We start from the raw sequence: 26,583 nt of genomic DNA on the forward strand, positions 1-26,583 counted from the left end.
ATATGACCAACGCACTCTTTGACACCGTCCTGGTGGCCAACCGCGGCGAGATTGCATGCCGCATCATCGCCACCCTGCGCCGGCTGGGCATCCGCTCCGCGGCCGTCTACAGCGACGACGACGCCGGGGCCCGGCACGTGCGGGAGGCGGACATCGCCGTTCGGCTGGGTCCGGCCGCCCCGCGGGAGAGCTACCTGAACGTGGACGCCGTCCTGGCCGCGTGCCGGGCCGCCGGAGCTTCAGCCGTGCATCCCGGCTACGGATTCCTCAGCGAAAGCGCCGACTTTGCGCGGGCGCTGGAAGCGGCGGGAATTGTCTTCATCGGCCCCGGGGTGGATGCCCTGGACGTCATGGGGGACAAGATCCGGTCCAAGAACCACGTCTCCTCGCACGGGGTCCCCGTGGTGCCGGGCATCGCCGAGCCGGGCCTGAGCGACGAGCAGCTCATCGCAGCGGCTGCCGACGTGGGGTTCCCGCTGCTGATCAAGCCCTCCGCCGGCGGCGGCGGCAAGGGGATGCACGCCGTGCAGCGGGCGGAGGACCTGCCGGCGGTGCTGCCCACGGCCCGCCGCGTGGCGGCCTCCGCCTTCGGCGACGCCACCCTGTTCCTGGAACGGCTGATCAGCGTGCCCCGGCACATCGAGGTGCAGATCCTGGCCGACACGCACGGAAACGTCATCCACCTGGGGGAGCGCGAGTGTTCCCTGCAGCGCCGCCACCAGAAGGTCATCGAGGAGGCGCCGTCCATGCTGCTGGACGAAGCCACCAGGGCGCGGATCGGCGAGGCTGCCTGCGACGCCGCGCGCTCCGTGGACTACACCGGGGCCGGAACCGTGGAGTTCCTTGTCTCCGACGCCTCGCCCGGAGAGTTCTTCTTCATGGAAATGAACACCCGGCTGCAGGTGGAGCATCCGGTAACGGAAATGGTCACCGGGCTGGATTTGGTGGAGGAACAAATCCGGATTGCCGCCGGCGAAAAGCTGCAGCTGGCCCAGGCGGACGTCCGGCTGACCGGCCACGCGGTGGAGGCACGGGTGTATGCCGAGAACCCGGCGCGGGACTTCCTGCCCACCTCCGGCCGCGTCCACACCCTGCACGAGCCGGCCGGGGAAGGCATCCGCGTGGATTCTTCCCTGCTGCAGGGCCTGGCCGTGTCCTCCAGCTACGACCCGATGCTGGCCAAGGTCATTGCCTGGGGCCCGGACCGGAACACGGCGCTGGACCGGCTGGACGCCGCCCTGGCACGGACCCTCATCCTGGGCATTGGAACCAACACCGAGTACCTGCGCCTGCTGATCAACGACCCCGACGTCCGGGCCGGACGGCTGGACACCACCATGATCGAGCGCAAGCTTCCCGGGCTGCAGTTCCGCAGCCCCTCCGAGCCGGAGCTTGCTGCGGCAGCACTGATGCAGGCCGCGGGCCTGGCCGGCCCGGCGGACTCCGGGAGGGATGACCCCGGGAGCGGCGACCCCGGGCAGCACAACCCTGGACAGTACAACGCCCGACAGGGAGCCCCTGACCCGGAGCCCTCGCCCTGGCACCGTGCCGACGGCTGGCGGGTGGGAGCCCGCCGCCCGCTCACCCTCACGTTCGCCGCCGTCGCCCCGGGAACGGACGACGACGTCGTCACCGTCCGCAGCAGCAAACAGGACACCACCGTCAGCGTGAACGGCGGACCCGAGCGGCGCGCTTCGCTGCTGCGGGACGGGGACCGCTCCCTGGTAACGCTGGACGGCGTCACGCACCCTGTCACCTTGGTGTCGGTTCCCGGGACGGGGGAGGCACCGGACACGGTTTGGGTTGCCGATGCCGGGTATGCCGCCGCACTTCGCAGACGGACCCGCGCCGAGCTGCTGGCCGCGGACCGTGCGGCGGCCGGCCGTGCTGAAGGGGCCGCCGATCCGGTGCTGCGCTCGCCGATGCCCGGCACGGTCACGGCCGTGGCAGTCACCGACGGCGACCGGGTCACCGCGGGCCAGCCGCTGCTGAGCGTGGAAGCCATGAAGATGGAACACCAGCTCACCGCTCCGGCCTCCGGCGTAGTGTCCCTGAACCTGCAGCCCGGCGATCTGGTTAAAGCGGACCAGGTCCTGGCCGTGGTGACCCCGGAGCCCGCCGACCACCCGGTCAGCCTCGAAGCAACCAACCCAGCAGCAGCAACCAACCCAGCAGCAGCAACCAACGACAACTGATGCAACGCCTTCCCAAAAGGAGCAGGACATGCCGGACTTTGAACTGAGCGAGGATTACCAGGATCTGGTGAACATGGTCCGCGACTTCGCGGACACCGTAGTGGCCCCCGTGTCCGCGCAGCACGACGAGGAGCACAGCTTCCCGTACAAGGTGGTGGCACAGATGGGCGAGATGGGTCTGTTCGGCCTGCCGTTCCCGGAGGAATACGGCGGAATGGGCGGCGACTACTTTGCCCTGGCCCTGGCCCTGGAGCAGCTGGCCCGGGTGGACCAGTCGGTGGCCATCACCCTGGAGGCGGGGGTGTCCCTCGGCGCCATGCCCATCTATCGGTTCGGCACCGAGGAGCAGAAGCAGCAGTGGCTGCCGATGCTGGCCTCCGGCGAGGCGCTCGCCGGCTTCGGCCTGACCGAGTCCGAAGCCGGATCCGATGCCGGCGGCACCCGGACAAAGGCCTGCCGGGACAACGGAGAATGGGTGATCAACGGAAGCAAGCAGTTCATCACCAACTCCGGCACCGACATCACGCGCCTGGTCACCGTCACCGCCGTCACCGGCACCACCGAAGTCCCGGACGGGGCCGGGGGCACCAGGGTCAAAAAGCAGATCTCCACGATTCTGGTCCCCGCCGGCACACCGGGGTTCACCGCTGAAAAGGCCTATAACAAGGTGGGCTGGAACGCCTCGGACACCCATCCGCTGACGCTGGAGAATGTGCGCGTCCCGGAAGCGAACCTGCTTGGTGCCGAGGGACGCGGTTATGCGAACTTCCTGCAGATTCTCGATGAAGGACGCATCGCCATCGCCGCCCTTGCCACGGGCGCAGCACAGGGCTGCGTGGAGGAGGCACTGCGGTACGCCAAGGAGCGGGAACAGTTTGGCGCGGCCATCGGCACCAACCAGGCCATTTCCTTCAAGATCGCCCGCATGCAGACCCGCGCCCACACCGCCCGGCTGGCGTACTACGACGCCGCGGCCAGGATGCTGGCCGGCAAGCCGTTCAAGACGCAGGCTGCCATGGCCAAGCTGGTGGCCGGCGAAGCGGCGATGGACAACGCCCGCGACGCAACGCAGATTTTCGGCGGCTACGGCTTCATCAACGAGTTCCGGGTGGCCCGCCACTACCGTGACTCCAAGATCCTCGAAGTGGGCGAGGGCACCACCGAAGTCCAGCTGATGCTGATTGCGCGCGAACTGGGGCTCTAGGATGGGCGGACCGTCCACTGCCGGCGCCACGGCGCCGCAGTCCGGCGGAATGTCAGCAGGTTGGTCAACGGAGACGAACGAACGGATGAATCGATGATTAACAAGGTGATACCGACGGCCGCCGCTGCGGTGGCCGACATCCCGGACGGGGCCTCCCTGGCGGTGGGCGGCTTCGGTCTGTGCGGCATTCCGGTGGCGCTGATTGATGCCCTGCACGATCAGGGCGCAGCGGACCTGGAAACGGTCAGCAACAACTGCGGCGTGGACGACTGGGGCCTGGGCCGGCTGCTGGGGGACCACCGCATCCGCCGGACGGTGAGCTCCTACGTGGGAGAGAACAAGGAATTTGCCCGCCAGTTCCTTGCCGGGGAGCTGGAAGTCATCCTCACCCCGCAGGGAACCCTGGCGGAAAAGCTGCGCGCGGGCGGCGCCGGCATTCCGGCTTTCTACACCACCGCTGGGGTGGGCACCCAGGTCAGCGAGGGCGGGCTGCCGCAGAAGTACGACGGCGACGGCGGGGTGCTGCAGGCCTCCGAGCCCAAGGAAGTGCGCACGTTCGGCGAGGCGGAGTACGTGCTGGAGGAATCCCTGACGCCGGACTTTGCACTGGTCCATGCCTGGAAGGGGGACCGGCACGGAAACCTGGTGTTCTCCGCCACGGCAATGAACTTCAATCCGCTCTGCGCGATGGCCGGACGGATCACCATCGCCGAGGTGGAGGAGCTGGTGGAACCGGGCGAGCTGGACCCGGCCGCCGTGCACGTGCCGGGGATCTTTGTCCAGCGGGTGGTCCCGGTGGGGCCGGGGGAGAAACGCATCGAGAAGCGCACCGTCACGCCCTCCGGAAAGGACTCCTGACATGGCACTGACCCGGTATGAACTCGCCGCCCGCGTGGCCCGCGAACTGGAAAACGGACAATACGTCAACCTCGGCATCGGTATGCCCACCCTGATCCCGAACTACATTCCCGAGGGCGTGGAAGTGGTGCTGCACTCCGAAAACGGGGTGCTCGGCGTCGGCCCCTATCCCACCGAGGAGCAGCTGGACCCGGACCTGATCAACGCGGGGAAGGAAACCGTGACGGTGAACTCCGGCGCCTCGTTCTTCGACTCGGCGGCCTCCTTTGGGATGGTGCGCGGCGGCCATGTGGATGTGGCGGTGCTGGGTGCCATGGAAGTGGCAGCCAACGGCGACCTCGCGAACTGGATGATTCCCGGCAAGATGGTCAAGGGCATGGGCGGTGCCATGGACCTGGTGTTCGGCGCCAAGCGGCTGATCGTGATGATGGACCACACCGACCGCAACGGCAATCCCAAGATCGTGGCCGAGTGCTCCCTGCCGCTGACCGGGAGGGCCTGCGTGAACCTGATCGTCACTGACCTCGCCGTCATCGAGGTGGGGCCGGAGGGGCTGGTCCTGCGCGAGACCGCCCCCGGGGTTACCGTCGAGCAAGTCCTGGCGGCCACCGGAGCGCCGCTGGAGGTTTCCCTTGACGTATGAGGAACCCGACGCCGGCACCGAAGAACGGGCGATGGCGCCCCGGGTGATAGAACAGCGGGGACTCTGGTACGAGGAGTTTGAGCCCGGCGCCGTTTACCGGCACCGGCCCGGGCGCACCGTGACGGAGGCGGACAACGTCCTGTTCACCACCCTGACCATGAACACCCAGGGCCTGCACCTGGACGCCGCCTACAGCGAGGGGCAGCCCTTTGGACAGCGGCTCGTGAACTCCATGTTCACCCTGGCCACCATGGTGGGCCAGTCGGTGGGGCAGCTGACGCAGGGGACCCTCGTGGCGCAGCTGGGGCTGGGGGAGATCAGCTTTCCGCACCCGCTCTTCCACGGCGACACCCTGTATACCGACACCGAAGTGGTGGATAAGAGAATCTCCTCCTCCCGGCCCGGGCAGGGGATTGTCACGCTGGCACACACCGGCCGGAACCAAAGCGGTGACGTGGTGGGGCGCTGCACGCGAACCGCCCTCGTGTGGACGCAGGCCGGCGGCGGGGGCAACGGTGCAGGGTAACGGTGGGGGAGAGCAGCCCGGATAGCCGGTAAGCCGGCCGGCGGCGGGAGGAACTGCCGCCGGAGGATAGATTGGACGGAAATACCCCGGATGTGAAGGAGAGACCCGCGTGACGACATTCCCCATGGGACCTGCCCTTCTGTTCTGCCCGGCGGACCGGCCGGAACGGTTTGCCAAGGCCGCCGACCGGGCTGACGCGGTGATCCTGGACCTGGAAGACGCCGTCGCCCCTGCAGACAAGGAAGCGGCTCGGCGGAACCTGATTGCCTCGGACCTGGATCCGGGCACGACCATCGTGCGGGTGAATCCGCTGGGGACCGAAGAGTTTGACAAGGATCTGGCCGCGGTGCGGCAGACGCCGTACCGGACCCTGATGCTGGCCAAAGCCGAAGACGCTCCGGCCATCGGTGCAGCGCTCGCGGACTTCGCCGTCGTCGCCCTCGTGGAAACCGCACTGGGCGTGGTCCGCGCCGCGGAAATCGCGCAGGTCCCCTGTGTGACCGCCCTGATGTGGGGCGCCGAGGATCTGGTGGCTTCACTCGGCGGCGAGTCCAGCCGCAGCCCGGACGGCAGCTACCGCGGGGTCGCGCAGCATGCCAGGGCCACGGTGCTGCTGGCAGCCGGAGCGTATCGCAAGGGCGCCGTCGACTCGATCTACGGCAACATCAAAGACACGGACGGGCTGGGAATCGAAGCACGCGACGCCGCCGCCTCCGGTTTCGCGGCCAAGGCCTGCATCCACCCCGGGCAGGTGGCAGCGGTGCGCGCCGCCTACGCGCCTTCCGAGGATGAAGTCGCCTACGCAGCCGACGTGCTGGCGGAAGCGGCCAACCACGGCGGCGTCTTCAACTTCCGCGGCGAAATGATCGACGGCCCGCTACTGAAGCAGGCGCAGCAGACGCTGAGCCGCGCCGGTCGCTGAGGAAATACTCAATTTCACGCCGGTGTCCGGACAGCTGCACGGGTGCTGCGCTACCTTCATAAGATGCGCATAGTCATAGCAGGAGCCCATGGACAGATTGCCCGCGAACTGGGGCGGCTGCTGGCCGCCCACGGCCACGACGTCGCCGGCCTGATCCGCAACCCGGACCACGCAGCCGATGTGGAGGCCGACGGCGTCGCCCCGGTTGTCATCGACCTGGAAAACAGCACCAGCGACGACGTCATCCAGGTCCTGACCGGCGCCGATGCCGCCGTTTTTGCCGCCGGTGCCGGGCCGGGCAGCGGCGCGGCCCGCAAGGACAGCGTCGACCGCGGCGCCGCAGTCCTGCTCGCCGACGGGGCGGAGCAGGCCGGCGTGACCCGGTTTGTACAGATTTCGGCCTCCGGACTGGACTCCGTCCGGGGCGGCTCCCGGCCCGACGGCGTGGATGAGGTGATGTATGCCTACCTCGTGGCCAAGCTTGCCGCCGAAGAGGACCTCATCACCCGTGACCTGGACTGGACCATCCTGCGGCCCGGGCACCTGACCAATGACCAGGCCGTGGGGCTGGTGGAGCTCGGTCCGGAGGAGGAGCCGGGCAGTATTCCCCGGCATGACGTTGCCGCCGTCCTCGCTGAGCTGATCAACACCGGACGCGGCAGCCGGCAGGCGCTCTCGGTGGTCTCCGGTTCCACCAGCATCCCGGATGCTGTGGAGGCGCTTCCCATTACGCTCTAGTTTCGGGCGCTGGACTCCGCCGGTAGTACAGATAACGGGGTCATTCGGGCGCCGTAGGCCCGTTATCTGTACTACGGATCTCCAAGCGGGGCAGATGGGTTGGCTGCCGGAGTTCCGCGTCCCGGGTGCACAGCTTCCCACTGTCTGCTCACTCCCGGGGCTTGCGGGATCCCATCTGCCCCACCTGTCCCAGAGCGTGGGAACTAGTGCGCGGCGCGGGCGCCGAGCGTGCAGCAGCTATGCCGGCTTTCACCCGCATCCAGACCATCGAGTGCGCATCAATGCCGACTTTTGCAGCGGCCAGCCCTCCGGGATACAGACCGCGACCTCCCCCACGTGCGCGATACTGGAACCATGCACCCTCTCGCATCTTCCGGCACCCCGTCCGCAGCAGCAGCCAACAAGCCCTTTGGCAGTACTGAGGGGGTTCCGCGCCGCGTGGTGCTCCTGGGGTCCACCGGATCCATCGGTACGCAGGCCATCGACGTGGCCGACCAGGCGCCGGACCGCTTCACCATTGTGGCCCTCTCCGCCGGCGGATCGAATCTGGACCTTCTTGCCCGGCAGGCGGTCCACACCCGTGCAGCGGCCGTCGGTGCAGCACTCGTCGACACCGCCACCCTCCAGCAGGCCATCCGGGATGCCGCCCGCACCGCCGGGGTCTCCGATTACGACCCGGAGCTCTTCACCGGACCGGATGCCGCGACGGCCATTGCCGCCTGGCCCGAAGCCGAAGTGGTCCTGAACGGCATCACCGGCTCCATCGGCCTTGAGCCCACGCTCGCGGCGCTGGCTGCCGGCCACCTGCTGGCCCTGGCCAACAAGGAATCCCTGATCGTGGGCGGCGAGCTGGTCAAGCGCGCAGCCGCCCCCGGGCAGCTGGTCCCCGTGGACTCCGAACATTCCGCCCTGGCCCAGGCCCTGCGCTCGGGCACGGAACAGGAAGTGGACCGCCTGATCGTGACGGCCTCCGGCGGGCCGTTCCGCGGGATGAGCCGCAGCGAACTGGAGCAGGTCACCCCCGATCAGGCCCTGGCGCATCCCACCTGGAAGATGGGCCGGATGGTCACCACCAACTCCGCCTCCATGGTCAACAAGGCCCTGGAAGTCATCGAGGCGCACCTGCTGTTCGACGTGCCGCTGGAGAAGATCGACGTCGTCGTGCATCCGCAGTCCATCGTGCACTCCATGGTGCAGTTCGTGGACGGCTCCACCATTGCCCAGGCCTCGCCGCCGGATATGCGCCTGCCGATTGCCCTGGGCATGGACTGGCCGCACCGGGTGCCCGGTGCCGCCCGTCCCTGTGACTGGTCCAAGGCGACCTCCTGGACCTTTGAACCGTTGGATGAGGAGGCTTTCCCCGCCGTCGCGCTGGCCAAGCGCACCGCCGCGGCCGGCGGAACCGGCATGGCCGTCTACAACGCCGCCAATGAGGAAGCCGTGGATGCATTCCACGACGGTCTCATCGGATTCACAGACATCGTTGATACGATCGCCGCCGTACTGGCAGAACACACCGACACTGTGCCGCTGACCCTGAAATCGGTGCTGGCGGCGGAAGTGTGGGCCCGAGCCGCGGCGCGGAAACGCTGCGGACGCTGACCGTGCCAGGCCCCAGCCCGCTTGACCCGATTGATCCGAAGGAAATTCGTTGACCGTTCTCCTCTTCATCCTGGGCGTCCTGTTCGTGGCGGTGGGCATCGCCGTGTCCATTGCGCTGCACGAGGTGGGCCATCTGGTGCCGGCCAAGGCCTTCAAGGTGCGGGTGACCCAGTACATGATCGGGTTCGGCCCCACCGTTTTCTCACGCCGCCGCGGCGAGACGGAGTACGGCGTCAAGGCGCTGCCCCTGGGCGGTTACGTGTCCATGGTCGGGATGTACCCTCCGAACAAGGCCGACGACGCCGAAGGAACCGTCCGCAGCTCCAGCACCGGGATGTTCCAGCAGCTGGCGACCGATGCCCGAGCGGCGGCCGCTGAACAGCTCCAGCCCGGCGACGAGAACCGGGTGTTCTACAACCTGCCGATCTGGAAGCGCATCATCGTGATGCTCGGCGGTCCCTTCATGAACCTGCTGATCGGCGTGGTGCTGTTCGCGGTCCTGCTGATGGGGTTCGGCACCGCCCAGAGCACCACCACGCTTGCCGAGGTCAACCAGTGCGTGATCACGTCCGACCAGGCGGCGCAGGGGCAGACGGAATGCACGGACGCTGATCCGGCCGCTCCCGCCCACGAAGCCGGGCTGCTGCCGGGCGACACCATCACCGCATTCAACGGCAGCGCCGTCTCGTCCTGGGAGGACCTGTCCTCCCGGATCCGCGAGGCGGCCGGCCGATCGGTGCCGATCACCTACGTCCGCGACGGCGTTGAGCAGGACACGGTCATCACCCCGCTGCTCACCGAACGTCCCGTGACCGATGAGGACGGCGCCCCCGCCGTGGACGGCGACGGAAATCCCGTGACGCAGGAAGTCGGCTTCATCGGCGTTGCCGCCTCCACGGAACTGGTCCGCCAGCCGGGCACCGAAGTCCTGCCGGCAGTGGGGGAGAACCTGCAGAACATCGCCGGCGTGGTCATCAACCTGCCGCAGCGTGTTGTTGACGTGGCGCAGGCGGCGTTCTCCTCGGAAGAGCGTGATCCCAACGGCCCCATCAGTGTGGTGGGCGTGGGCCGGATTGCCGGCGAGATCTCCTCGCTGGAGGACGTGCCGGTGGAAAGCCGGGTCGCTTCGCTGCTGGGGCTGGTGGCCAGCGTCAACCTGGCGCTCTTCGTCTTCAACCTGCTTCCGCTGCTGCCGCTCGACGGCGGCCACGTGGCGGGCGCTCTCTGGGAGGGGCTGCGGCGGCGCGTTGCCAAGCTCTTCAAGCGCCCGGATCCCGGACACTTCGACCTGGCCAAGATGCTGCCCGTAACCTACGTCGTGGCCATCCTGTTCATGGGCATGACCGCACTGCTGATCTACGCGGACATTGTGAAGCCCGTGAGCCTCTTCAACTGAGATTAACGGGCAATTTGAAACCGAAAATGGTTGTGATTGCAATTACAACCGGATACGGTTTCAACATGAAACCCACTTTTCAGGTGCCGCACTCCTGATGTTCGTCCTGACCATCGATCAAAAGGGCAGCCGCAGCGGCCGGGACCGTGTTCCGGACCTTCTGGGACTGCTCAGCGGCCTGCCCATGGACCTTCCGTTCGAACGGTCGGTGGGTGATGAAGTCCAGGGCCTCACCGCTGACGCGGGCACGGCCGTGGATGCAGCGCTGCTGGCACTGCGGGACGGCCAGTGGTCGGTGGGAATCGGCGTGGGAGCGGTGGACACTCCGTTGCCGGCCAACACGCGGGAAGCTTCCGGTTCCGCATTCGTCGCGGCCCGCGATGCGGTGGAGCGCGCCAAGAAGACGGGCGACCGGCCGCCGGTGGCAGTGAGCGGCCCCGCAGGAGCAGCCGAGGCCGAAGCGGTGCTTGTCCTGATCGGGCGGCTGATCCGGGACCGGACCCCCGAACAGTGGCGGATCCTGGAGCATGTTGAACCCGGAACCTGGGGTGCCCAGAGCGCCGCGGCCCGTAAGCTCGGGATCAGCCCGCAGTCAGTGGGCAAAACCATTGCCCGTGCCGGCTGGCAGGAGGAATGGGCAGCCCGCCCCGCCGCAACCGCGCTGCTCGCTCGCGCCTGCGAAAAAAGTGCGGCCGGGGTCCGGGCTGACGGGGGAAAGGGAAACACCTGATGGAGTTTGTCTGGATAGTCCTGACCCTGGCGGCCGCAGCAGTGCTTGGCTGGCCGGTGACCGCCGCGGTGCTGCGCCTGGCCCGGGCCGTGGAAAACTCCGGACCTCCCTTTTCCGACGCCGACCCCGCAGCCGACCAGGATCTGGATGCCCAGCTCAGTGCAGGAGGCCGGGTCTCCGCCGGCACCGCGCCGCAGCATAGCAAGCCGTCCCTGCGTACGCCGGCTGCATCCACAGCATCCACAGCATCCGCAGCAGCCGTCGCCCCGCAGCGCCGGAGCGCTCCCGCACCGGGATCGGTGCTCCGCGGCGGCCTGGTCATCGGAGTCCTTGAGCGTCTCGCCGTGGCCGCTTCCGTGCTGGCGTCCGAACCGGTGGCCATCGCGTATGTCGTGGCCATCAAGGGGCTGGGCCGCTACGCGGAGCTTAAAGACACACCGGCGGCCGCCGAGCGGTTTATTATCGGCACTCTGACCTCCATGTTGTGGGCTGTAGGGGTGGCTGCAGCCGCCCGCGCCTTCCTGCTCTGAGGCCGCGATCCCGTAGGCTTGAGCCCATGAGCATTTTTGCAGTTGAATACGTGTACGACGCCGATTCCGCCCCCCTCCGTGACGAGCACCGCCCCACCCACCGCGAATGGCTGGCCGGTTTGGTGGAACAGGGACGGCTGCTGGCGTCGGGACCGTTTACCGACGGCGCCGGTGCTTTGCTGATTTTCACTGCCGAGGACGACGTCGATCTCTCCAACCTGCTGATGCAGGATCCCTTTGCCGCCGTCGGCGCCATCTCGGGAATGAAAACCACCGAATGGACCCCTGTTATCGGTGCCTTCGCCGATCTTGTCTAAGCCCTGAACGATATCCGTACATCCCGCATCGGTGCGGGTGGATAATGGATTAGCGCATCCCGCAGTGCGCTTTAGCCTAATAACTGCCGATGAGGCACATGGAGGACGTTTTGACCTCGGTCAACCTTGGAATGCCAGCAGCACCGCCGCCCACCCTCGCGCCGCGGCGCAAGACCCGCCAGATCAAAGTGGGATCAGTGGGGGTCGGTTCCGATTTCCCCATCAGCGTCCAGTCCATGACGACCACGCCGACCACTGACATCAACGCCACCCTGCAGCAGATTGCAGAGCTGACGGCGTCCGGCTGTGACATTGTCCGGGTCGCCTGCCCCAGCGCCGACGACGCCGCGGCACTGCCGATCATCGCCAAGAAGTCGCAGATTCCGGTCATCGCGGACATCCACTTCCAGCCCAAGTACGTTTTCGCAGCGATTGAGGCCGGTTGTGCCGCAGTCCGCGTGAACCCGGGCAACATCCGGAAGTTCGATGACCAGATCAAGGAAATTGCCCAGGCGGCAAAGGACCACGGCACCTCGATCCGCATCGGCGTCAACGCCGGTTCGCTGGATCCGCGCCTCCTGGCCAAATACGGCAAGGCAACCCCCGAGGCACTGGTGGAATCGGCAGTCTGGGAAGCGTCCCTCTTCGAGGAACACGACTTCCACGACTTCAAGATCTCCGTCAAGCACAATGACCCGGTGGTCATGGTGCGGGCTTACGAGCTTCTCGCCGAACGCGGCGACTGGCCGCTGCACCTGGGCGTAACCGAAGCCGGTCCGGCGTTCCAGGGAACCATCAAGTCCGCCACCGCCTTCGGCGCCCTGCTGTCCAAGGGCATCGGTGACACCATCCGCGTGTCGCTCTCCGCTCCTCCGGTGGAGGAAATCAAGGTGGGCAACCAGATTCTGCAGTCGCTGAACCTGCGCCCGCGCAAGCTGGAAATCGTGTCCTGCCCGTCCTGCGGCCGCGCCCAGGTGGACGTGTACACTCTCGCAGAGCAGGTAACCGCCGGGCTGGAAGGCATGGAAGTTCCGCTCCGCGTTGCTGTCATGGGCTGTGTTGTCAACGGACCGGGCGAAGCCCGCGAAGCTGACCTCGGAGTGGCCTCCGGCAACGGCAAGGGCCAGATCTTTGTGAAGGGAGAAGTCATTAAGACTGTTCCCGAAGACCAGATCGTTGAGACCCTCATTGAAGAAGCTATGAAGATCGCAGAGAGTATGGGGGAGTCCGATGGCGAAAATGCTGGCACGGGTGGCCCCATGGTTACTGTCGGCTAAGACCGGAACCACCGACCGCGGCGGATCAGAGATCCGCGGCGGCGGCACCGGAATGCTGCGCATCCTGGACGAGGCAGACACCGCTGCGCTCTGGGCCCTGGCCGAGACCGATCCGGTTGCCAACATCTTCCTGCTCTCGCACCTTGAAACGACCCGCACCGCGGCGCCCACCCCGGCAGGCGGGCGGGTCGTCGGCGTGTTCGACGACGGGAAGCTCACCGCAGCCTGCTGGGCCGGTGTCAACGTGGTGCCGGTGGGAGTCACCTCCGACACGGGTCCCGAGATCGGCGCATATTTGGCCCGGTCCGGCCGCCGTTACTCGTCCATCTTTGGCCCCGCCGAGGCCGTCCTGTCCATCTGGTCCGAACTTCAGCACTCCAGCCCGCAGCCCTTCGATGTGCGCAGCGACCAGCCGCTGCTGCAGATGACCGGAGTTTCGCAGGTGCAGCCGGCCCCCGGCCTGCGTTACGCCCAGCCCTCGGAACTCGACGTCCTGCTGCCTGCCTGCGCTGCCATGTTCGAGGAGGAGGTGGGGTACTCGCCGGTGTCCGGCGGCAGCCACCACTACCGGCAGCGGGTGAAGTCCCTCATCGCGCGGCAGCAGTCACTGGTGGATTTTGATGCCTCCGGCCGGGTGGTGTTCAAAGCCGAGCTGGGCACCGTCTCCAGCGGCGCCGTCCAAATTCAAGGTGTGTGGATGAATCCCGCCTACCGCGGCCGCGGATTGAGCGCGCCCTACATGTCCGCCGTGGTTGAGGCCGCCCGGCAGGTGGCGCCCGTAGTCAGCCTGTACGTCAATTCCTACAACGCACCCGCCCGTGCGACGTATGAAACCGTGGGGTTCGAGCAGGTGGGGACCTTCGCCACCATCCTCTTCTAAGGGCTGCTCCTGTTCTGCGGCGGACTCCGGACCGACCGCATTTCGCATGACGCACATCACCTCAGTAGGATGCTCAGTGTGCTTTCGGTGACACGGAAGCCGATGGCAGCACCACTCTCCGCTTCCGGGCTTATTCCGACGAGCGGGACACAAAACTGGGGGAAATACTTATGAAAAAGTCCATGAAGGCCGGTGCCCTGCTTATCGCAGGCGTCTTTGCGCTCTCGGCCTGCGGCTCCGATGCTTCAGCGGAACCTGCTGCGGCAGATTCTTCCGAATCGGCCACATCAGCATCGCCGACGCCCACGCCCACTCTGGCGGTAGGCCAGGAGCAGTACACGGCGGATGAACTGGAGGCCGCTCTCACGGCCGTCAAGGCGGACCAGGGACTGACCGGGCAGATCGCCAACGATGCCGCCGTGCGCCCCGAGCTGGAGGGAGTGGAGACCACCTTCGACAACATCGTCATTACGCCCGAAGAGTGCAGCGCCCTGGCAACGGCCAACCTCTCGGAGAAGATCGAGCGCTCCACGCTGGCCATCATGCAGCTCAGTGAAACGGATTCGCTGACGGTCATCAGTTACGAAGACGCATCGCTCATTGACGAGCAGGTCAAGAACAACGACCAGCAGATGGTCGACTGCACCGAATTCACGATGGAAACGGCCGGACAGGTCCTGACCGCCAGCGCCGAAGAGGTTGACTCCTCCACCGACGCCGTCACCACCCAGGCGTACAGCGTGGCCGTCAACGCGGAGGGCCAGGAAACAACCACCCTGCAGATCAGCGGCTTTTCGGGCACCACGAACATCACCGTCAGCATGAGCGATCCCGCTGACGCCGCGGGCGCCCAGGGTGCGGCCGAGGAACTCATCGACGCCGTGCTCGCCGAACTGGAGAAGTAACCCCATGAAAAAGTCCATGAAAGCCGGTGCGCTTCTCGTTGCCGGAGTCTTCGCGCTCTCGGGCTGCGGCAGCTCCGATGACTCCGCCTCGGCGGATTCCCCGGCCTCCGACTCACCGTCGCCCGCACCCAGCCTGGCGGTAGGGCAGGAACAGTACACGGCGGAAGAACTCGAAGCGGCGCTCACCGCTGTGAAAGCGGACCGGGGGCTGACGGGGGAAGTCTCCAACGACGCGGCCCTGCGCCCCGGTCTGTCGGAAAGCGGCGCAGCGCCCGGCGGGTTCAATGTTGCGCCCGAGCAGTGCATGGAAATCCTTGGATTCGCGAATTTCTTCGGGGACCTGGACAACGCCAACGTCGCCGGGCTGGGGGCCAGCGAGACGCAGCGGATCACTGTCGTCAGCCACTCCGACGCAGCCGCTCTGGACCAGCAGGTCGATGACAACAGCAAGCTGGTGGACGAATGTGCTGAGTTCGAGATGACCGGTGACGGCGAAGGTGAGGTTGCCAAGGGAACCGCCGAGCGCCTGGACGCCTCCACCGAGGCGCCGTCCACGCAGGCCTTCACCGTGACCATGGCCGCGGCGGGGGTGTCGTTCAGCGGAATGAAGGTGGCTGCCGCTTCCGGCACCACCAACGTCGTGATCACCGTCAGTGAGTCCGAGGACCCCAAGGCAGCCCTGGCCAGTGCCGAGGAAACCATCAACGCGGTGCTCGCCGAACTCGCTCAGTAACCAACAAACCCCACGGACCCCGGCGGCACAAGCCGGCGCCCGCGAACCCGAGCGAACCGGGGCCGGACCTGCACGGCAGGCCCGGCCCCGCCGTCGTCGTACCGCCTGTCCGGCAGCGGCGGCGGCACGCGCTAGATTAGAGGGGAGCGTTATTTCCCTATTTCTCCCCAGCATGAATGCAGCCACGGGCTGCAGAAACGGATACCCAGCGTGGTCCTTCGACTCTCCACTCTTTTCCTGCGCACTTTGCGCGAAGACCCTTCCGACGCCGACGTCGCCAGCCACCGCCTGCTGGTGCGTGCCGGTTACATCCGCCGTGCCGCGCCGGGCATTTATTCCTGGCTGCCGCTGGGACTGCGGGTGCTCGGCAAGGTCGAAACCATTATCCGCGAGGAAATGGCCGCCATCGGCGCCCAGGAAGTCCACTTCCCGGCGCTGCTCCCGCGCGAACCGTATGAGGCCACCAACCGCTGGACCGAATACGGAGACAACCTCTTCCGCCTGCAGGACCGCAAGGGCAACGACTACCTGCTGGCCCCCACGCATGAGGAAATGTTTGCGCTGCTGGTCAAGGACCTGTACAGCTCGTACAAGGACCTGCCGGTCTCGCTGTTCCAGATCCAGAACAAGTACCGCGACGAAGCCCGGCCGCGCGCCGGCCTGCTCCGCGGCCGCGAATTCATCATGAAGGACTCCTACTCCTTCGACATCGACGACGAGGGGCTGGAGGCCAGCTACCAGGCGCACCGCGGCGCCTACCTGCGCATCTTCGAACGCCTGGGCCTGGAAATCGTTGTCGTGTCGGCAGTGTCCGGTGCCATGGGCGGCTCCAAGTCCGAGGAGTTCCTGCACCCGACGCCGGTTGGCGAGGACACCTACGTGCGTTCCGCCGGCGGGTACGCCGCCAACGTTGAAGCCGTCACCACAGTTCCTCCGGCCGAGATCGACTTCGCCGGCGCCCCCGCGGCGAAGGTCGTGGACACCCCGGACACGCCGACGATCGACACCCTGGTGGCAGACGTCAACGCCCGCTTCGCCCGGGAAACCGGCGAGTGGACTGCCGCAGACACCCTCAAGAACGTTGTCCTGGCCGTGACGCTGCCCACCGGCGAACGCCGGATCGTCGTCGTCGGCGTTCCCGGTGACCGCGCCGTGGACCTCAAGCGCATCGAAGCGAACATCGCCGCGCACGTGGAGATCGGCGGCGAGCTCGAAGTCGATGCCGCCACCGACGAAGACATCAAGAAGCACCCCGGCCTGGTCAAGGGCTACATTGGCCCGGGACTGTCCGTGGACGAACCGGTCCTCGGCACCGAATCCGCCACCGGCCTGCTGTACCTGGTTGACCCGCGCGTGGTCTCGGGCACCAGCTGGATCACCGGCGCCAATGAGGCAGGCAAGCACGTGATCGGCCTCGTCGCCGGCCGCGACTTCACCTGGGACGGCGTCATCGAGGCCGTCGAGGTGAGCGAGGGAGACGAGGCGCCGGACGGATCCGGTCCGCTCGAAGCCGCCCGCGGCATCGAAATGGGCCACATCTTCCAGCTCGGCCGCAAGTACGCCGAAGCGCTGGGCGTGAAGGTGCTGGACAAGAACGGCAAGCTCGTCACCGTGACCATGGGCTCCTACGGCGTGGGTGTCACCCGTGCCGTCGCTGCCCTGGCCGAGTCCAACCACGACGACAAGGGCATTGTCTGGCCCCGCGCCGTCGCTCCGGCAGACGTCCATGTGGTGGCCACCGGCCGCGGCGAAGAGATTTTCGCAGCAGCCGCCCAGCTGTCCGAAGAGCTCGAAGCCGCCGGCCTGGAGGTCATCTACGACGACCGCCCCAAGGTGTCCCCGGGCGTGAAGTTCGGCGATGCCGAGCTCATTGGCGTGCCCACCATCCTGGTGGTCGGCCGCGGCCTGGCCGACGGCGTTGTGGAGATCAAGGACCGCGCCACCGGCGTTGCCGAAAACGTGCCGGTGGCTGAAGCGGTGGAGTACGTGCGCCGCGCAGCAGCGCAGTAGCACCAGGTGGTCTCCGGTCTCGAGGAGATTCAGCTCGCCACCATCCTTCTTGTGGTGGTGGCGGGCCTGGCGGCAGGCTGGGTGGACGCCGTCGTGGGCGGCGGGGGACTGCTGCAGCTGCCCGCCCTGCTGCTGATTCCGGGGATCACTCCCGTGCAGGCGCTGGCCACCAACAAGATGGGCTCCATCTTCGGCACCACCACCAGCGCCGTCACCTACTACCGCCGCGCCCATCCGGACCTGCGCACCGCCCTGCCCATGGCCGGCGTCGCGCTGGTGGGGAGCTTCGGGGGAGCGGTGCTCGCGGTGTCGCTGCCGTCCTCGGTGTTCAAGCCGATCATCGTGGTGGCGCTGATTGTCGTGGCAGTGTTCACGGCCACCAAACCCACCGTCGGTGAGCTCACCAAGCTGCGCCACCAGGGCCGCCGGCACTACGGAACAGCCGGAGCCATCGGCCTGGCGATCGGGTTCTATGACGGGCTGATCGGCCCCGGAACCGGGTCCTTCCTCATCATTTCCATGGTCACCTTCCTCGGCTACAACTTCCTCGCGGCCAGCGCCAAGGCGAAGATCGTGAACATGGCCACCAACCTCGGGGCACTGGCGTTTTTCCTGCCGAACGGTGCGCTGCTGTGGGGCATCGGCCTGATCCTGGGCCTGGCCAACATGGTGGGCGGCTACATCGGCGCCCGGATGGCGGTGAAGCAGGGCAGCAAGTTCATCCGCGTGGTGTTCCTGGTGGTGGTCGGCGCCCTGATCTGCAAGCTCGGCTACGACGTGTGGGCGGAGAACATCCGCGGCTGAGGCCGTCCCCTGCGCGGGCCGCGGGCCGGCTCCGTTCCCGGCGCTCCGCCCGGGTCAGTCCGCCAGCGCCGCAGCGACCCAGACCGAGCGTTCCAGGTCCTTGCGCTGCCCGTCGCGGGTGTAGTCCAGGCTGTTGGCCACCTCCCGCAGCACGCTCCACTGCCGGGCAACTTCAGGGTCCAGGCCGCCGGCGGCACAGAGCCGGAGCAGCCGCTCGCGCAGCGCCGCCTTCGGCCGGGCCTGATCGAGCTCCTCCATCCGGTTCCAGAGCATGGGGGCAACGGCGAATTCCGGTTCCCCCACCATGGCCTGCGGGTCGATTGCCACGAAACCTTGCCCGTCCGCCGGACCTTCGCAGCGGTACAGGACGTTCTCGAAATGCAGGTCCGTGTGGACGAGGACGTCATTGCTGCTGCGCCGTCCCACCGCGCCGCGCGTCTGGCATACCTCCAGCGCAGCTTCCAGCAGGCGCCGCTCAATCGGCCGCCCCAAGTCCTCCCACTCGGCGGGAAGCTCGTCCGAGAGCTGCTCCGTCCGTTCCGCCAGCGAGGGAACTCCGGCCCAGGCGGGGGAGTCCGCCGCCGGCAGGGAGAGCTTCCGGACCAGTCCGCCCCACTCCTGCTCGGCGGTTTCCATGTCGGCGCCGTAGAGGCTCCGCCGGTGGTCCAGGCGCTCGAGCAGCAGCGTTCCGCTGTCGGAATCACTGGCATAGAGCCGCACCGCCCCGTGCCCCGCCCACAGGCTGAGCGCCGCCGGTTCGGTGAGGGCCTCATCATGCGGGTATGCCACCTTCAGCACCGCGGGGCCATGCTCCGATGCGACCGGGAGGACGACGGCGCCATGCCCGTGCCACGGCTCCCTTCCCTGCAGGTCCACGGACAGGTCCCAGCGCAGCAGGGCCGCCTCGATCAGCTGGGGAAGAGCAGCAAGCCAGTTCCGGCCCGCACGGGTGCGCGCATACCGCAGGCTCAGGGCATCGGGTATGGCAACGGAAACCGTCATGCGGGCACCGCGGACCGGGTCCGGCGGCCCGCGGGGATGCCGAAGGGCTCGGTTCGGCAGAGAACGGCTCGGCCCTCAGCGGGCAGGGCGGTCCGGGCAGGCCCGGCAGGGTAACGGCACAATGGCATGGGTACAGGCTAGGCGGTGCCGGGGGTCCGCGGCAGCCCCGCCGGTTCGAGATCCAGCCCGGGCGCGGCCGGAACGGATCCTTCCTCTGCATAGAGTCCGGCGCTCAGCTCGGCCAGCCGATCCACGGCCCAGGCGCGGACCGGCCCGGCGCCAAGGGCTGCCAGATCCGCGTAGACGCCCGGCAGGGAGGCTTCAAGGGAGTCGAGGGCATCGCCCGGATCCGCTGCGAACGACGGCGGCAGCGAGTAGGCCGGGGCACGCGTCAGTGCGGGCAGGCAGACCTCGGGCAGCAGGTGCACTCCCTCGGCTCCGGCCGCCAGATGATCTTCCCTGCGCTCCTCCAGCAGTGCCCGCTCACCGGCGCCGGCGGTGCGGGCCATCCCCACTTCGTAGGCGTATGCCGCCCCGAATTCCGCATCGACCGCTCCCTGCAGAGCCGCGGCGGCATCCGGAACGGAATCGCCGTCGGCCGTCCCGCCAGCCGCCCGGCCAGCCGTCCCCTCAGCCGCAGCGGACGGCGAGCCCGGGGACGCCGTCGCGCCCGACTCGCAGCGGCTTCCGCCGCCGGCCTGCGGGAGAGGCGTCCACGGTTCGGGAGCGTCCAGGCCGGCAGCCTCGGCGGCGCGCACAGCGAGCACCTGCTGGGCTGCTCCCGTGGCGGCAAGCAGACGGGCCGTCCCGGCATCTGCACGGAGGGCGGCGTCCAGGCTGGCGCGGGCGGAATCGGTCAGGGAGCGGACATAGGCGGCGGCTCGGGAATCGGTGTCGGCGTCGGACGCGGGAACCGCTCCGGAGGGGGCAGCGGGAAAGGGCGGAACGCCGCTGCGGAAACTGCCGGCGCGGGTGAGGAGGACGGACTGCTCGTCCAGGACGGCGGCCTGGCGGGACAGCTCGGCAGCCAGCGTTTCCGAGCTCTCAGCGTCAGCCAGCTCACCGGCCTGCCGGGTAAGTGCGAGGGCAGCGGCCCGCGCATCGGTCTGCGCAATTTCCGAGAAACTGGCGCTCCGGTCCTCACCGGACCCGTTTCCGGCGACCATCCCCAGGCTCAATACCACGGCGGCCAGGAGGAACAACAGAGTGGTACGCCTCACGCCGCCCAGGACCGCCATCGCCCGTCCGGCGCGGCCGGCCGCGGGCGTTCTGCGGGACGGGGGCTTTTTCACTACATCCGATGATGCCATGAACGGGCCCTCGTCTGCTGCGATGCCGATGGGACTCAGGAAAGTCGGTACGCTAGTAGGTACAACATCATCTAGTGGGAGGCACCTATGGCGGTTCGGCCCAGCCCCAAAAAAGACACGTCATCGGATTACCGCAAGAAGGCCATGCACGCAGAAATCGCCGCTGAAACCCAGCGGCTCAAGACTTTCCTTGCTCCCACGGTTGAACAGCAGCAGCTTTTCCTCGAGGACATTGAGATTAAGATGGCCGGTGCCAGCCGCACCGTGCACGTCATCGTGGACCTTCCCGAAGGCGAAGCCGGAGGCGTCAGCCTCGACCGGATCTCCGACGTCGCACACGCGCTTTCCGAAGCTATGGATTCCGACCCGCACGACGACGGGCGTCCCTACAGCTTGGAGGTTTCCTCGCCCGGTGTTTCACGCCCGCTGACGGAGCCGCGCCACTGGCGCCGCAACGTTGGGCGCATGGTCAACGTGAATGTCGTGACCGGCGACGACGTCAAAGGCCGCCTGGTGTCCGTTGAGGCGGACGGCATCACGCTCATACCGGAACTGCCGGTGAAAAAAGGCATGAAGCCGAAGCAGGGTGAGCAGATGACCCTGCCCTTCGGCAACATCCGCAAGGGACGCGTCGAAGTTGAATTCGCGCATATTGAAGACGTACCGCTGGACGGCATAGCCGACAGTGATGAAGAAACCACAGCTGAGGAGGCCTAGATGGATATTGATATGAGTGCGCTGAGGCTGCTGGAACGCGAACGGGAGATCCCCCTGGATCTGCTGGTTCCGACCATCGAGCAGGCGCTTTTGGTGGCTTACCACAAGACCGCCGGAGCACAGGACAAAGCCCGCGCAGAGGTGGACCGCAAGAACGGCCACGTGACCATCTGGGCCACCGAGGTGGACGACGACGGCGAGGCCGTGGGCGAGTTCGACGACACTCCCACCGGCTTCGGACGGATCGCCGCAAGCACTGCCCGCCAGATCATCCTGCAGCGGCTGCGCGACGTCGAGGACGACGCCATCGTGGGTGAATTCAAGGGCCGCGAAGGCGAGATTGTCTCCGGACAGATCCAGCAGGGCAACAACCCGCACATGATCCAGGTCAACCTGGGCGCCGTGGAGGCGCTGCTGCCTCCCACCGAGCAGGTCCCCGGCGAGAAGTACACCCACGGATCCCGGCTGCGCGCCTTTGTTGTCGATGTGCGCCGCGGCTTCAAGGGCCCGTCCATCACGCTGTCCCGGTCCCACCCGGGCCTGGTCCGGAAGCTCTTTGAGCTGGAAGTTCCCGAGATTGCCGACGGCAGCGTCGAAATCGTGGCGCTGGCACGCGAGGCCGGGCACCGGACGAAGATCGCCGTAAAGGGCAACGTCTCCGGCATCAACGCCAAGGGCGCCTGCATCGGCGAGATGGGCTCCCGTGTGCGTGCCGTCATGACCGAGCTTCACGACGAGAAGATCGACATCGTGGACTTCAGCGAGGATCCGGCAACGTTCATCGCCAACTCGCTGTCGCCGTCGCGCGTCAACTCCGTAACCATCACCGACGAAGACACCCGTTCCGCACGGGTTGTCGTTCCGGACTACCAGCTGTCGCTGGCCATCGGCAAAGAGGGACAGAACGCCCGCCTGGCAGCCAAGCTGACCGGATGGCGGATCGATATTGTTTCCGACGCCAAGACGGCCTAACCGGCAGGTCTTCGGGTGGATGCGGCACAGCGGGAGAAACGCGTTAGAATGAATGAGGCCGGGTCGCCGTCCGCTTTCTTTTTGTCCCCTGCAGCCTCAGGCGCTGCAGCGCACGTTCCGCAGAGGACGTGCATCGGGTGCAGGAAAACGGATGACCAGGCTGTTCTGATGCGGCTGGTAGGTGTGGACGTGGACGGCAGGATTGCCGTTCAGGTCGACGAACACCGCCGCATGTCTGGCCGCGGTGCCTGGGTGCACCGCGGGGCAGCATGCTTTGCAGCAGCGCTTCGGCGACGTGCTTTCCACCGGGCCTTTCGGGGCCAGGCGGACACCACAGACGCGGAGGCTTGGTTCAAGGCTCTTGAGGATGCTCCGACCGGGAGCAGACTCGAAACCGTCCAACCTGAAAGCGGGTCAGAAATCTGATGGAAACCCGATGAGTACCCAGCGATGAGTACTTCTTTGTGCTCTGTGAAGGGCTCTGCTGTGACTGCAGTGGAAGCCCGCAGGAAATAGACGGTTCGTACCTGGCTCGGTGCGGACCGAGACAGGAGAAATGTGGCCAAGGTCCGCGTACACGAGCTCGCCAAAGAGCTCGGCATCACTTCGAAGGATGCAGTTGCAAAACTGCAGGAACTGGGCGAATTCGTCCGTTCCGCTTCCTCAACCATTGAGGCACCCGTAGTCAAGAAACTTCGCGGCGCCTTCCCGGCGTCCGATTCCAAGTCCGACGCCAAGCCCGCCGCAAAGGCAGGCACGCCGGGCCCCCGCCCGGCTGCAGCTCCGGCTGCTCCCGCTGCACCGGCCCCGGCAGCACCAGCTGCAGCTGCTCCGGCAGCACCGGCCGCTCCGGCGCCCGCCGCAGAGAAGCCGGCAGCTCCGGCTGCCCCGGCACCCGCTGCAGAGAAGCCGGCAGCACCGGCGGCTGAAAAGCCGGCCGCCGCTCCGTCAGGCGTCAAGCCCGGCGCACGTCCGGCACCCAAGGCTCCCGAGGCCGAAAAGCCTGCTGCTCCCGCTGAAAGCGGCAGCCGCGGCAACGCGCCCCGTCCGGGCGCTCCGCGTCCGGGCGCCGGAAGCCCGCGCCCGGGCAACAACCCCTTTGCCCCTTCACAGGGCATGCCGCGCCCCCGCGGCCGCGGCGAAGGCGAACGCGGAGCAGGTGCCCCGCGTCCGGGCAACAACCCGTTCGCTCCGTCCCAGGGCATGCCCCGTCCGGGCCGCCGTGACGAAAACACCGAGCGTCCCGCAGCAGCAGGCGCCGGCGGACCCCGTCCGGCAGCCGGCTCAGGCGGACCCCGTCCGGGCGCTCCGCGTCCGGGTGCACCTCGTCCGGGCGCCCCGCGTCCGGCGTCGGCACGTCCCGCCGGTCCCGGCGGTCCCCGCCCGACACCGGGCATGATGCCCAACCGCACCGAGCGTCCGGCAGCCCCGGCACGCGGCGGTGCCGGCGGCGGACCCCGCAGGGGTCCGGGCGGCGCACCGGGCGGAGCTCCCGGTGCAGGCGGCGGCGCACCCGTTGGCGGCGGCTTCGGCAAGGGCGGCCGCGGACGCGGCGGCACTGCCGGTGCTTTCGGCAAGGGCGGCGCAGGACGCGGCAAGCAGCGCAAGTCGAAGCGTGCAAAGCGGCAGGAACTGGAGCAGATGTCAGCTCCGTCGCTGGGCGGCGTTTCGGTGCCCCGCGGCGACGGCAACACTGTTGTCCGTCTGCGCCGCGGCGCGTCCATCACGGACTTCGCCGACAAGATTGAGGCCAACCCGGCAGCACTCGTGACCGTTCTGTTCCACCTCGGTGAAATGGCAACGGCCACGCAGTCCCTGGACGAAGAGACGTTCGGCGTCCTGGGTTCGGAACTGGGCTACAAGATCCAGGTTGTCTCGCCGGAAGACGAAGAGCGCGAACTGCTGAGCACGTTCGACATCGACTTCGACGCCGAGCTTGAAGCCGAAGGCGACGACCAGCTGGAGGCACGTCCTCCGGTAGTCACCATCATGGGTCACGTTGACCACGGTAAGACCCGCCTGCTGGATGCCATCCGCAACACCAAGGTTGTTGAAGGTGAAGCCGGCGGTATCACCCAGCACATCGGTGCTTACCAGATCCAGTTCGACCACGAGGGCACCACGCGTCCGATCACCTTCATTGACACCCCGGGCCACGAGGCGTTCACCGCCATGCGTGCACGTGGTGCCAAGGTGACCGACATCGCCGTCCTGGTTGTCGCAGCCGACGACGGCGTCATGCCGCAGACGATTGAAGCACTGAACCACGCCCAGGCAGCAGATGTGCCGATCGTGGTTGCAGTGAACAAGATCGACAAGGAAGGTGCCAACCCGGAGAAGGTCCGCGGTCAGCTGACCGAATACGGCCTGGTTCCCGAGGAATACGGTGGCGACACCATGTTCGTGGAGGTCTCTGCCCGCCAGAACCTCAACATTGACGCCCTGCTTGAGGCCGTGCTGCTCACCGCAGACGCTGCCCTGGACATGCGCGCCAACCCGAACAAGGACGCCCGCGGTATCGCGATTGAAGCGAACCTGGACAAGGGCCGCGGTGCAGTAGCAACCGTTCTGGTCCAGTCCGGAACGCTGAAGGTCGGCGACACGATCGTTGCCGGAACGGCTCACGGCCGCGTCCGTGCAATGTTCAACGAGAACGGCGAGACCGTCTCCGAGGCCGGACCTTCCCGTCCGGTCCAGGTGCTGGGTCTGTCCAACGTTCCCCGCGCCGGTGACACGTTCTTCGTGACCGACGACGAGCGCACCGCCCGCCAGATCGCTGAGAAGCGTGAAGCTGCGGACCGCAACGCCGCACTGGCCAAGCGCCGCAAGCGCATCAGCCTCGAGGACTTCGACCAGGCCGTTGCCGACGGCAAGGTTGACACCCTTAACCTCATCCTCAAGGGTGACGTTTCCGGTGCCGTGGAAGCCCTGGAAGACTCGCTGCTCAAGATCGACGTCGGCGAAGGCGTGCAGCTGCGCGTCATCCACCGCGGCGTCGGTGCCATCACGCAGAACGACGTCAACCTGGCGACGGTGGACAACGCCGTCATCATCGGCTTCAACGTCAAGCCGGCCGAGCGCGTTGCCGACCTGGCAGAGCGCGAAGGCGTCGACATGCGCTTCTACTCCGTCATCTACGCAGCAATCGATGACATTGAGCTCGCCCTCAAGGGCATGCTCAAGCCCGAGTACGAAGAGGTCCAGCTCGGCACCGCCGAGGTCCGCGAAGTGTTCCGTTCCTCCAAGTTCGGAAACATCGCCGGCTCGATCGTCCGCTCCGGTGTTATCCGGCGCAACAGCAAGGCACGGGTCACCCGTGACGGCAAGGTCATCGGTGACAACCTCACCGTTGAGTCGCTCAAGCGGTTCAAGGACGACGCCACCGAGGTTCGCACGGACTTCGAATGTGGTATCGGCCTGGGCTCGTTCAACGACGTCAACGAAGGCGACATCATCGAGACCTTCGAAATGCGGGAGAAGCCGCGCGTCTAGCAGTACCTGAGGCGGGGCCGCCGGTTTCCGGCGGCCCCGTCCCCAGCGGGAGGGCCAACGCCGGAAGGTGGTTGGCCCCTTCGCTTCGGCGGGACGGCCGGTTTCGGTCCCCTGCCGGGGAGCGGCACCGAACCCCGCCTGCCGCGCCCGCGCGTTGCAGGCGGCCCGGTGACCGTCCGCGGCCCGGCGGCCCCGCCGTCCGGCCCGTCCGCGCATGACACATGACGTACACGATTTGCTGGCCCGCGCCGCAGTCGTTGTACGATCCGAGAAATCTTAAAAAAGGAGAGGTAATGGCAGATCCAGCACGCGCTGCGAAGCTCGCTGACCGAATCAAGGTTGTAGTTGCCCAGGCGCTGGAACGGCGGATCAAGGATCCCCGGCTGGGGTTTGTGACCCTCACCGATGCCCGCGTTACCAATGACCTGCAGCACGCGACCCTGTACTACACGGTCTTTGGCGACGAGGTCCAGCAGGCAGAAACCAAGGCTGCCCTGGAGTCCGCGCGCGGAATCCTGCGCGCCGAGGTTGGCAAGAACATCACCGTGCGCCTGACGCCCACGCTGGAATTCGTTCCCGACGAAATTCCGGTAAACGCCAGCCACCTGGAGGAACTCATCCGCGCCGCCAAGAAGCGCGACGCGGAGCTCGAAGCCCTCAAGGAAGGCGCCACGTACGCCGGCGACGCCGACCCGTACCGCAAGGACGAGGACTTCGACGAAGACGACGAGGAAACACCGGCCGGCCCCGACAGCAAGTAGCGTCGGCCAGGCAAAGGAGAGGGGGCGGTCCCGGACGGGACCGCCCCCTCTCCTTTGGT

25 protein-coding genes are annotated in these 26,583 nt (G+C 67.2%); 23 read left to right on the forward strand and 2 right to left on the reverse strand.

Annotated elements, in window-relative coordinates; all coding sequences use genetic code 11:
• Positions 1–2: 2 nt before the first annotated feature.
• From M1D40_RS05500 to M1D40_RS05585, 18 genes are all read left to right on the forward strand, one after another.
• Positions 3–2,195: an acetyl/propionyl/methylcrotonyl-CoA carboxylase subunit alpha gene (locus M1D40_RS05500; protein ID WP_461170478.1), complete on the forward strand. Its 2,193-nt coding sequence runs from the start codon at positions 3–5 to the stop codon at positions 2,193–2,195.
• Positions 2,196–2,223: 28 nt separating this feature from the next.
• The gene (locus M1D40_RS05505) at positions 2,224–3,399 is read left to right on the forward strand and encodes an acyl-CoA dehydrogenase family protein (protein ID WP_461170479.1); all 1,176 of its coding nucleotides are present in this window, start codon (positions 2,224–2,226) and stop codon (positions 3,397–3,399) included.
• Between the two features lie 93 nt (positions 3,400–3,492).
• Complete coding sequence (locus tag M1D40_RS05510; protein ID WP_461170480.1) at positions 3,493–4,257, forward strand: CoA transferase subunit A; 765 nt, start codon at positions 3,493–3,495, stop codon at positions 4,255–4,257.
• Position 4,258: 1 nt separating this feature from the next.
• Positions 4,259–4,900, forward strand: a complete 642-nt coding sequence (locus M1D40_RS05515) for a CoA transferase subunit B (protein WP_461170481.1) — start codon at positions 4,259–4,261, stop codon at positions 4,898–4,900.
• Between the two features lie 31 nt (positions 4,901–4,931).
• Positions 4,932–5,426 (forward strand): MaoC family dehydratase, encoded by a 495-nt coding sequence (locus M1D40_RS05520; protein WP_461171010.1) that lies wholly within the window; start codon positions 4,932–4,934, stop codon positions 5,424–5,426.
• A 124-nt stretch (positions 5,427–5,550) separates the two neighbouring features.
• Positions 5,551–6,348, forward strand: a complete 798-nt coding sequence (locus M1D40_RS05525; protein ID WP_461171011.1) for an HpcH/HpaI aldolase/citrate lyase family protein — start codon at positions 5,551–5,553, stop codon at positions 6,346–6,348.
• Between the two features lie 63 nt (positions 6,349–6,411).
• Positions 6,412–7,086, forward strand: coding sequence for an NAD(P)-binding oxidoreductase (locus M1D40_RS05530; RefSeq protein WP_341393801.1), 675 nt, complete (start codon positions 6,412–6,414; stop codon positions 7,084–7,086).
• Positions 7,087–7,440: 354 nt separating this feature from the next.
• Positions 7,441–8,688, forward strand: coding sequence for a 1-deoxy-D-xylulose-5-phosphate reductoisomerase (dxr, locus tag M1D40_RS05535; RefSeq protein ID WP_461170482.1), 1,248 nt, complete (start codon positions 7,441–7,443; stop codon positions 8,686–8,688).
• Positions 8,689–8,737: 49 nt separating this feature from the next.
• A complete protein-coding gene (locus M1D40_RS05540) occupies positions 8,738–10,084 on the forward strand; it encodes a M50 family metallopeptidase (RefSeq protein WP_461170483.1) in 1,347 nt (448 codons plus the stop codon).
• A gap of 97 nt (positions 10,085–10,181) precedes the next feature.
• On the forward strand, positions 10,182–10,814 hold the full coding sequence (locus M1D40_RS05545; RefSeq protein ID WP_461170484.1) for a MarR family transcriptional regulator: 633 nt from the start codon (positions 10,182–10,184) through the stop codon (positions 10,812–10,814).
• On the forward strand, positions 10,814–11,344 hold the full coding sequence (locus M1D40_RS05550) for a hypothetical protein (protein WP_461170485.1): 531 nt from the start codon (positions 10,814–10,816) through the stop codon (positions 11,342–11,344). Before M1D40_RS05545 ends, M1D40_RS05550 begins: the two co-directional genes overlap by 1 nt.
• Positions 11,345–11,370: 26 nt before the next feature.
• Entirely contained in the window at positions 11,371–11,661 is a 291-nt protein-coding gene (locus tag M1D40_RS05555; RefSeq protein WP_461170486.1) for a YciI family protein, read from the forward strand.
• A gap of 110 nt (positions 11,662–11,771) precedes the next feature.
• A complete protein-coding gene (ispG, locus tag M1D40_RS05560; RefSeq protein WP_341394232.1) occupies positions 11,772–12,938 on the forward strand; it encodes a flavodoxin-dependent (E)-4-hydroxy-3-methylbut-2-enyl-diphosphate synthase in 1,167 nt (388 codons plus the stop codon).
• Entirely contained in the window at positions 12,913–13,818 is a 906-nt protein-coding gene (locus tag M1D40_RS05565; RefSeq protein ID WP_341393795.1) for a GNAT family N-acetyltransferase, read from the forward strand. Before ispG ends, M1D40_RS05565 begins: the two co-directional genes overlap by 26 nt.
• Positions 13,819–13,988: 170 nt before the next feature.
• Positions 13,989–14,723 (forward strand): hypothetical protein, encoded by a 735-nt coding sequence (locus M1D40_RS05570; protein WP_461170487.1) that lies wholly within the window; start codon positions 13,989–13,991, stop codon positions 14,721–14,723.
• Between the two features lie 4 nt (positions 14,724–14,727).
• Positions 14,728–15,456, forward strand: a complete 729-nt coding sequence (locus tag M1D40_RS05575) for a hypothetical protein (RefSeq protein ID WP_461170488.1) — start codon at positions 14,728–14,730, stop codon at positions 15,454–15,456.
• Positions 15,457–15,666: 210 nt separating this feature from the next.
• Entirely contained in the window at positions 15,667–17,466 is a 1,800-nt protein-coding gene (locus M1D40_RS05580; protein WP_341393792.1) for a proline--tRNA ligase, read from the forward strand.
• A 6-nt stretch (positions 17,467–17,472) separates the two neighbouring features.
• On the forward strand, positions 17,473–18,270 hold the full coding sequence (locus M1D40_RS05585; RefSeq protein WP_461170489.1) for a sulfite exporter TauE/SafE family protein: 798 nt from the start codon (positions 17,473–17,475) through the stop codon (positions 18,268–18,270).
• 54 nt (positions 18,271–18,324) lie between these two features.
• Here M1D40_RS05585 and M1D40_RS05590 read toward each other — a convergent pair whose 3' ends face one another.
• Positions 18,325–19,272: an aminoglycoside phosphotransferase family protein gene (locus tag M1D40_RS05590; protein ID WP_461170490.1), complete on the reverse strand. Its 948-nt coding sequence runs from the start codon at positions 19,270–19,272 to the stop codon at positions 18,325–18,327.
• 137 nt (positions 19,273–19,409) lie between these two features.
• On the reverse strand, positions 19,410–20,582 hold the full coding sequence (locus M1D40_RS05595; protein WP_461170491.1) for a DUF4439 domain-containing protein: 1,173 nt from the start codon (positions 20,580–20,582) through the stop codon (positions 19,410–19,412).
• 87 nt (positions 20,583–20,669) lie between these two features.
• On the opposite strand from M1D40_RS05595, the gene M1D40_RS05600 reads away from it, so the two are divergent.
• The 5 genes from M1D40_RS05600 (at position 20,670) to rbfA (ending at position 26,524) form a co-directional block, all read left to right on the forward strand.
• Positions 20,670–21,299, forward strand: coding sequence for a ribosome maturation factor RimP (locus M1D40_RS05600; RefSeq protein WP_341393788.1), 630 nt, complete (start codon positions 20,670–20,672; stop codon positions 21,297–21,299).
• Positions 21,300–22,271: a transcription termination factor NusA gene (gene nusA / locus M1D40_RS05605; RefSeq protein WP_341393787.1), complete on the forward strand. Its 972-nt coding sequence runs from the start codon at positions 21,300–21,302 to the stop codon at positions 22,269–22,271. It abuts the gene before it with no gap.
• A gap of 168 nt (positions 22,272–22,439) precedes the next feature.
• Positions 22,440–22,697, forward strand: coding sequence for a DUF448 domain-containing protein (locus M1D40_RS05610; RefSeq protein WP_461170492.1), 258 nt, complete (start codon positions 22,440–22,442; stop codon positions 22,695–22,697).
• A 132-nt stretch (positions 22,698–22,829) separates the two neighbouring features.
• The gene (gene infB, locus M1D40_RS05615; protein ID WP_461170493.1) at positions 22,830–25,763 is read left to right on the forward strand and encodes a translation initiation factor IF-2; all 2,934 of its coding nucleotides are present in this window, start codon (positions 22,830–22,832) and stop codon (positions 25,761–25,763) included.
• Positions 25,764–26,056: 293 nt separating this feature from the next.
• A complete protein-coding gene (gene rbfA, locus M1D40_RS05620; protein ID WP_341393784.1) occupies positions 26,057–26,524 on the forward strand; it encodes a 30S ribosome-binding factor RbfA in 468 nt (155 codons plus the stop codon).
• Positions 26,525–26,583 lie beyond the last annotated feature (59 nt).

Source organism: Arthrobacter sp. Z1-15 (assembly GCF_054792395.1).

Bases quoted from the DNA above. Each gene is read 5' to 3' on its own strand.
- M1D40_RS05500 (WP_461170478.1), top strand. From the start codon at position 3: ATGACCAACGCACTCTTTGACACCGTCCTGGTGGCCAACCGCGGCGAG.
- M1D40_RS05505 (WP_461170479.1), top strand. From the start codon at position 2,224: ATGCCGGACTTTGAACTGAGCGAGGATTACCAGGATCTGGTGAACATG.
- M1D40_RS05510 (WP_461170480.1), top strand. From the start codon at position 3,493: ATGATTAACAAGGTGATACCGACGGCCGCCGCTGCGGTGGCCGACATC.
- M1D40_RS05515 (WP_461170481.1), top strand. From the start codon at position 4,259: ATGGCACTGACCCGGTATGAACTCGCCGCCCGCGTGGCCCGCGAACTG.
- M1D40_RS05520 (WP_461171010.1), top strand. From the start codon at position 4,932: ATGGCGCCCCGGGTGATAGAACAGCGGGGACTCTGGTACGAGGAGTTT.
- M1D40_RS05525 (WP_461171011.1), top strand. From the start codon at position 5,551: ATGGGACCTGCCCTTCTGTTCTGCCCGGCGGACCGGCCGGAACGGTTT.
- M1D40_RS05530 (WP_341393801.1), top strand. From the start codon at position 6,412: ATGCGCATAGTCATAGCAGGAGCCCATGGACAGATTGCCCGCGAACTG.
- dxr (WP_461170482.1), top strand. From the start codon at position 7,441: ATGCACCCTCTCGCATCTTCCGGCACCCCGTCCGCAGCAGCAGCCAAC.
- M1D40_RS05545 (WP_461170484.1), top strand. From the start codon at position 10,182: ATGTTCGTCCTGACCATCGATCAAAAGGGCAGCCGCAGCGGCCGGGAC.
- M1D40_RS05550 (WP_461170485.1), top strand. From the start codon at position 10,814: ATGGAGTTTGTCTGGATAGTCCTGACCCTGGCGGCCGCAGCAGTGCTT.
- M1D40_RS05555 (WP_461170486.1), top strand. From the start codon at position 11,371: ATGAGCATTTTTGCAGTTGAATACGTGTACGACGCCGATTCCGCCCCC.
- M1D40_RS05570 (WP_461170487.1), top strand. From the start codon at position 13,989: ATGAAAAAGTCCATGAAGGCCGGTGCCCTGCTTATCGCAGGCGTCTTT.
- M1D40_RS05575 (WP_461170488.1), top strand. From the start codon at position 14,728: ATGAAAAAGTCCATGAAAGCCGGTGCGCTTCTCGTTGCCGGAGTCTTC.
- M1D40_RS05590 (WP_461170490.1), bottom strand. From the start codon at position 19,272: ATGACGGTTTCCGTTGCCATACCCGATGCCCTGAGCCTGCGGTATGCG.
- M1D40_RS05595 (WP_461170491.1), bottom strand. From the start codon at position 20,582: ATGGCATCATCGGATGTAGTGAAAAAGCCCCCGTCCCGCAGAACGCCC.
- M1D40_RS05600 (WP_341393788.1), top strand. From the start codon at position 20,670: ATGGCGGTTCGGCCCAGCCCCAAAAAAGACACGTCATCGGATTACCGC.
- nusA (WP_341393787.1), top strand. From the start codon at position 21,300: ATGGATATTGATATGAGTGCGCTGAGGCTGCTGGAACGCGAACGGGAG.
- M1D40_RS05610 (WP_461170492.1), top strand. From the start codon at position 22,440: ATGCGGCTGGTAGGTGTGGACGTGGACGGCAGGATTGCCGTTCAGGTC.
- rbfA (WP_341393784.1), top strand. From the start codon at position 26,057: ATGGCAGATCCAGCACGCGCTGCGAAGCTCGCTGACCGAATCAAGGTT.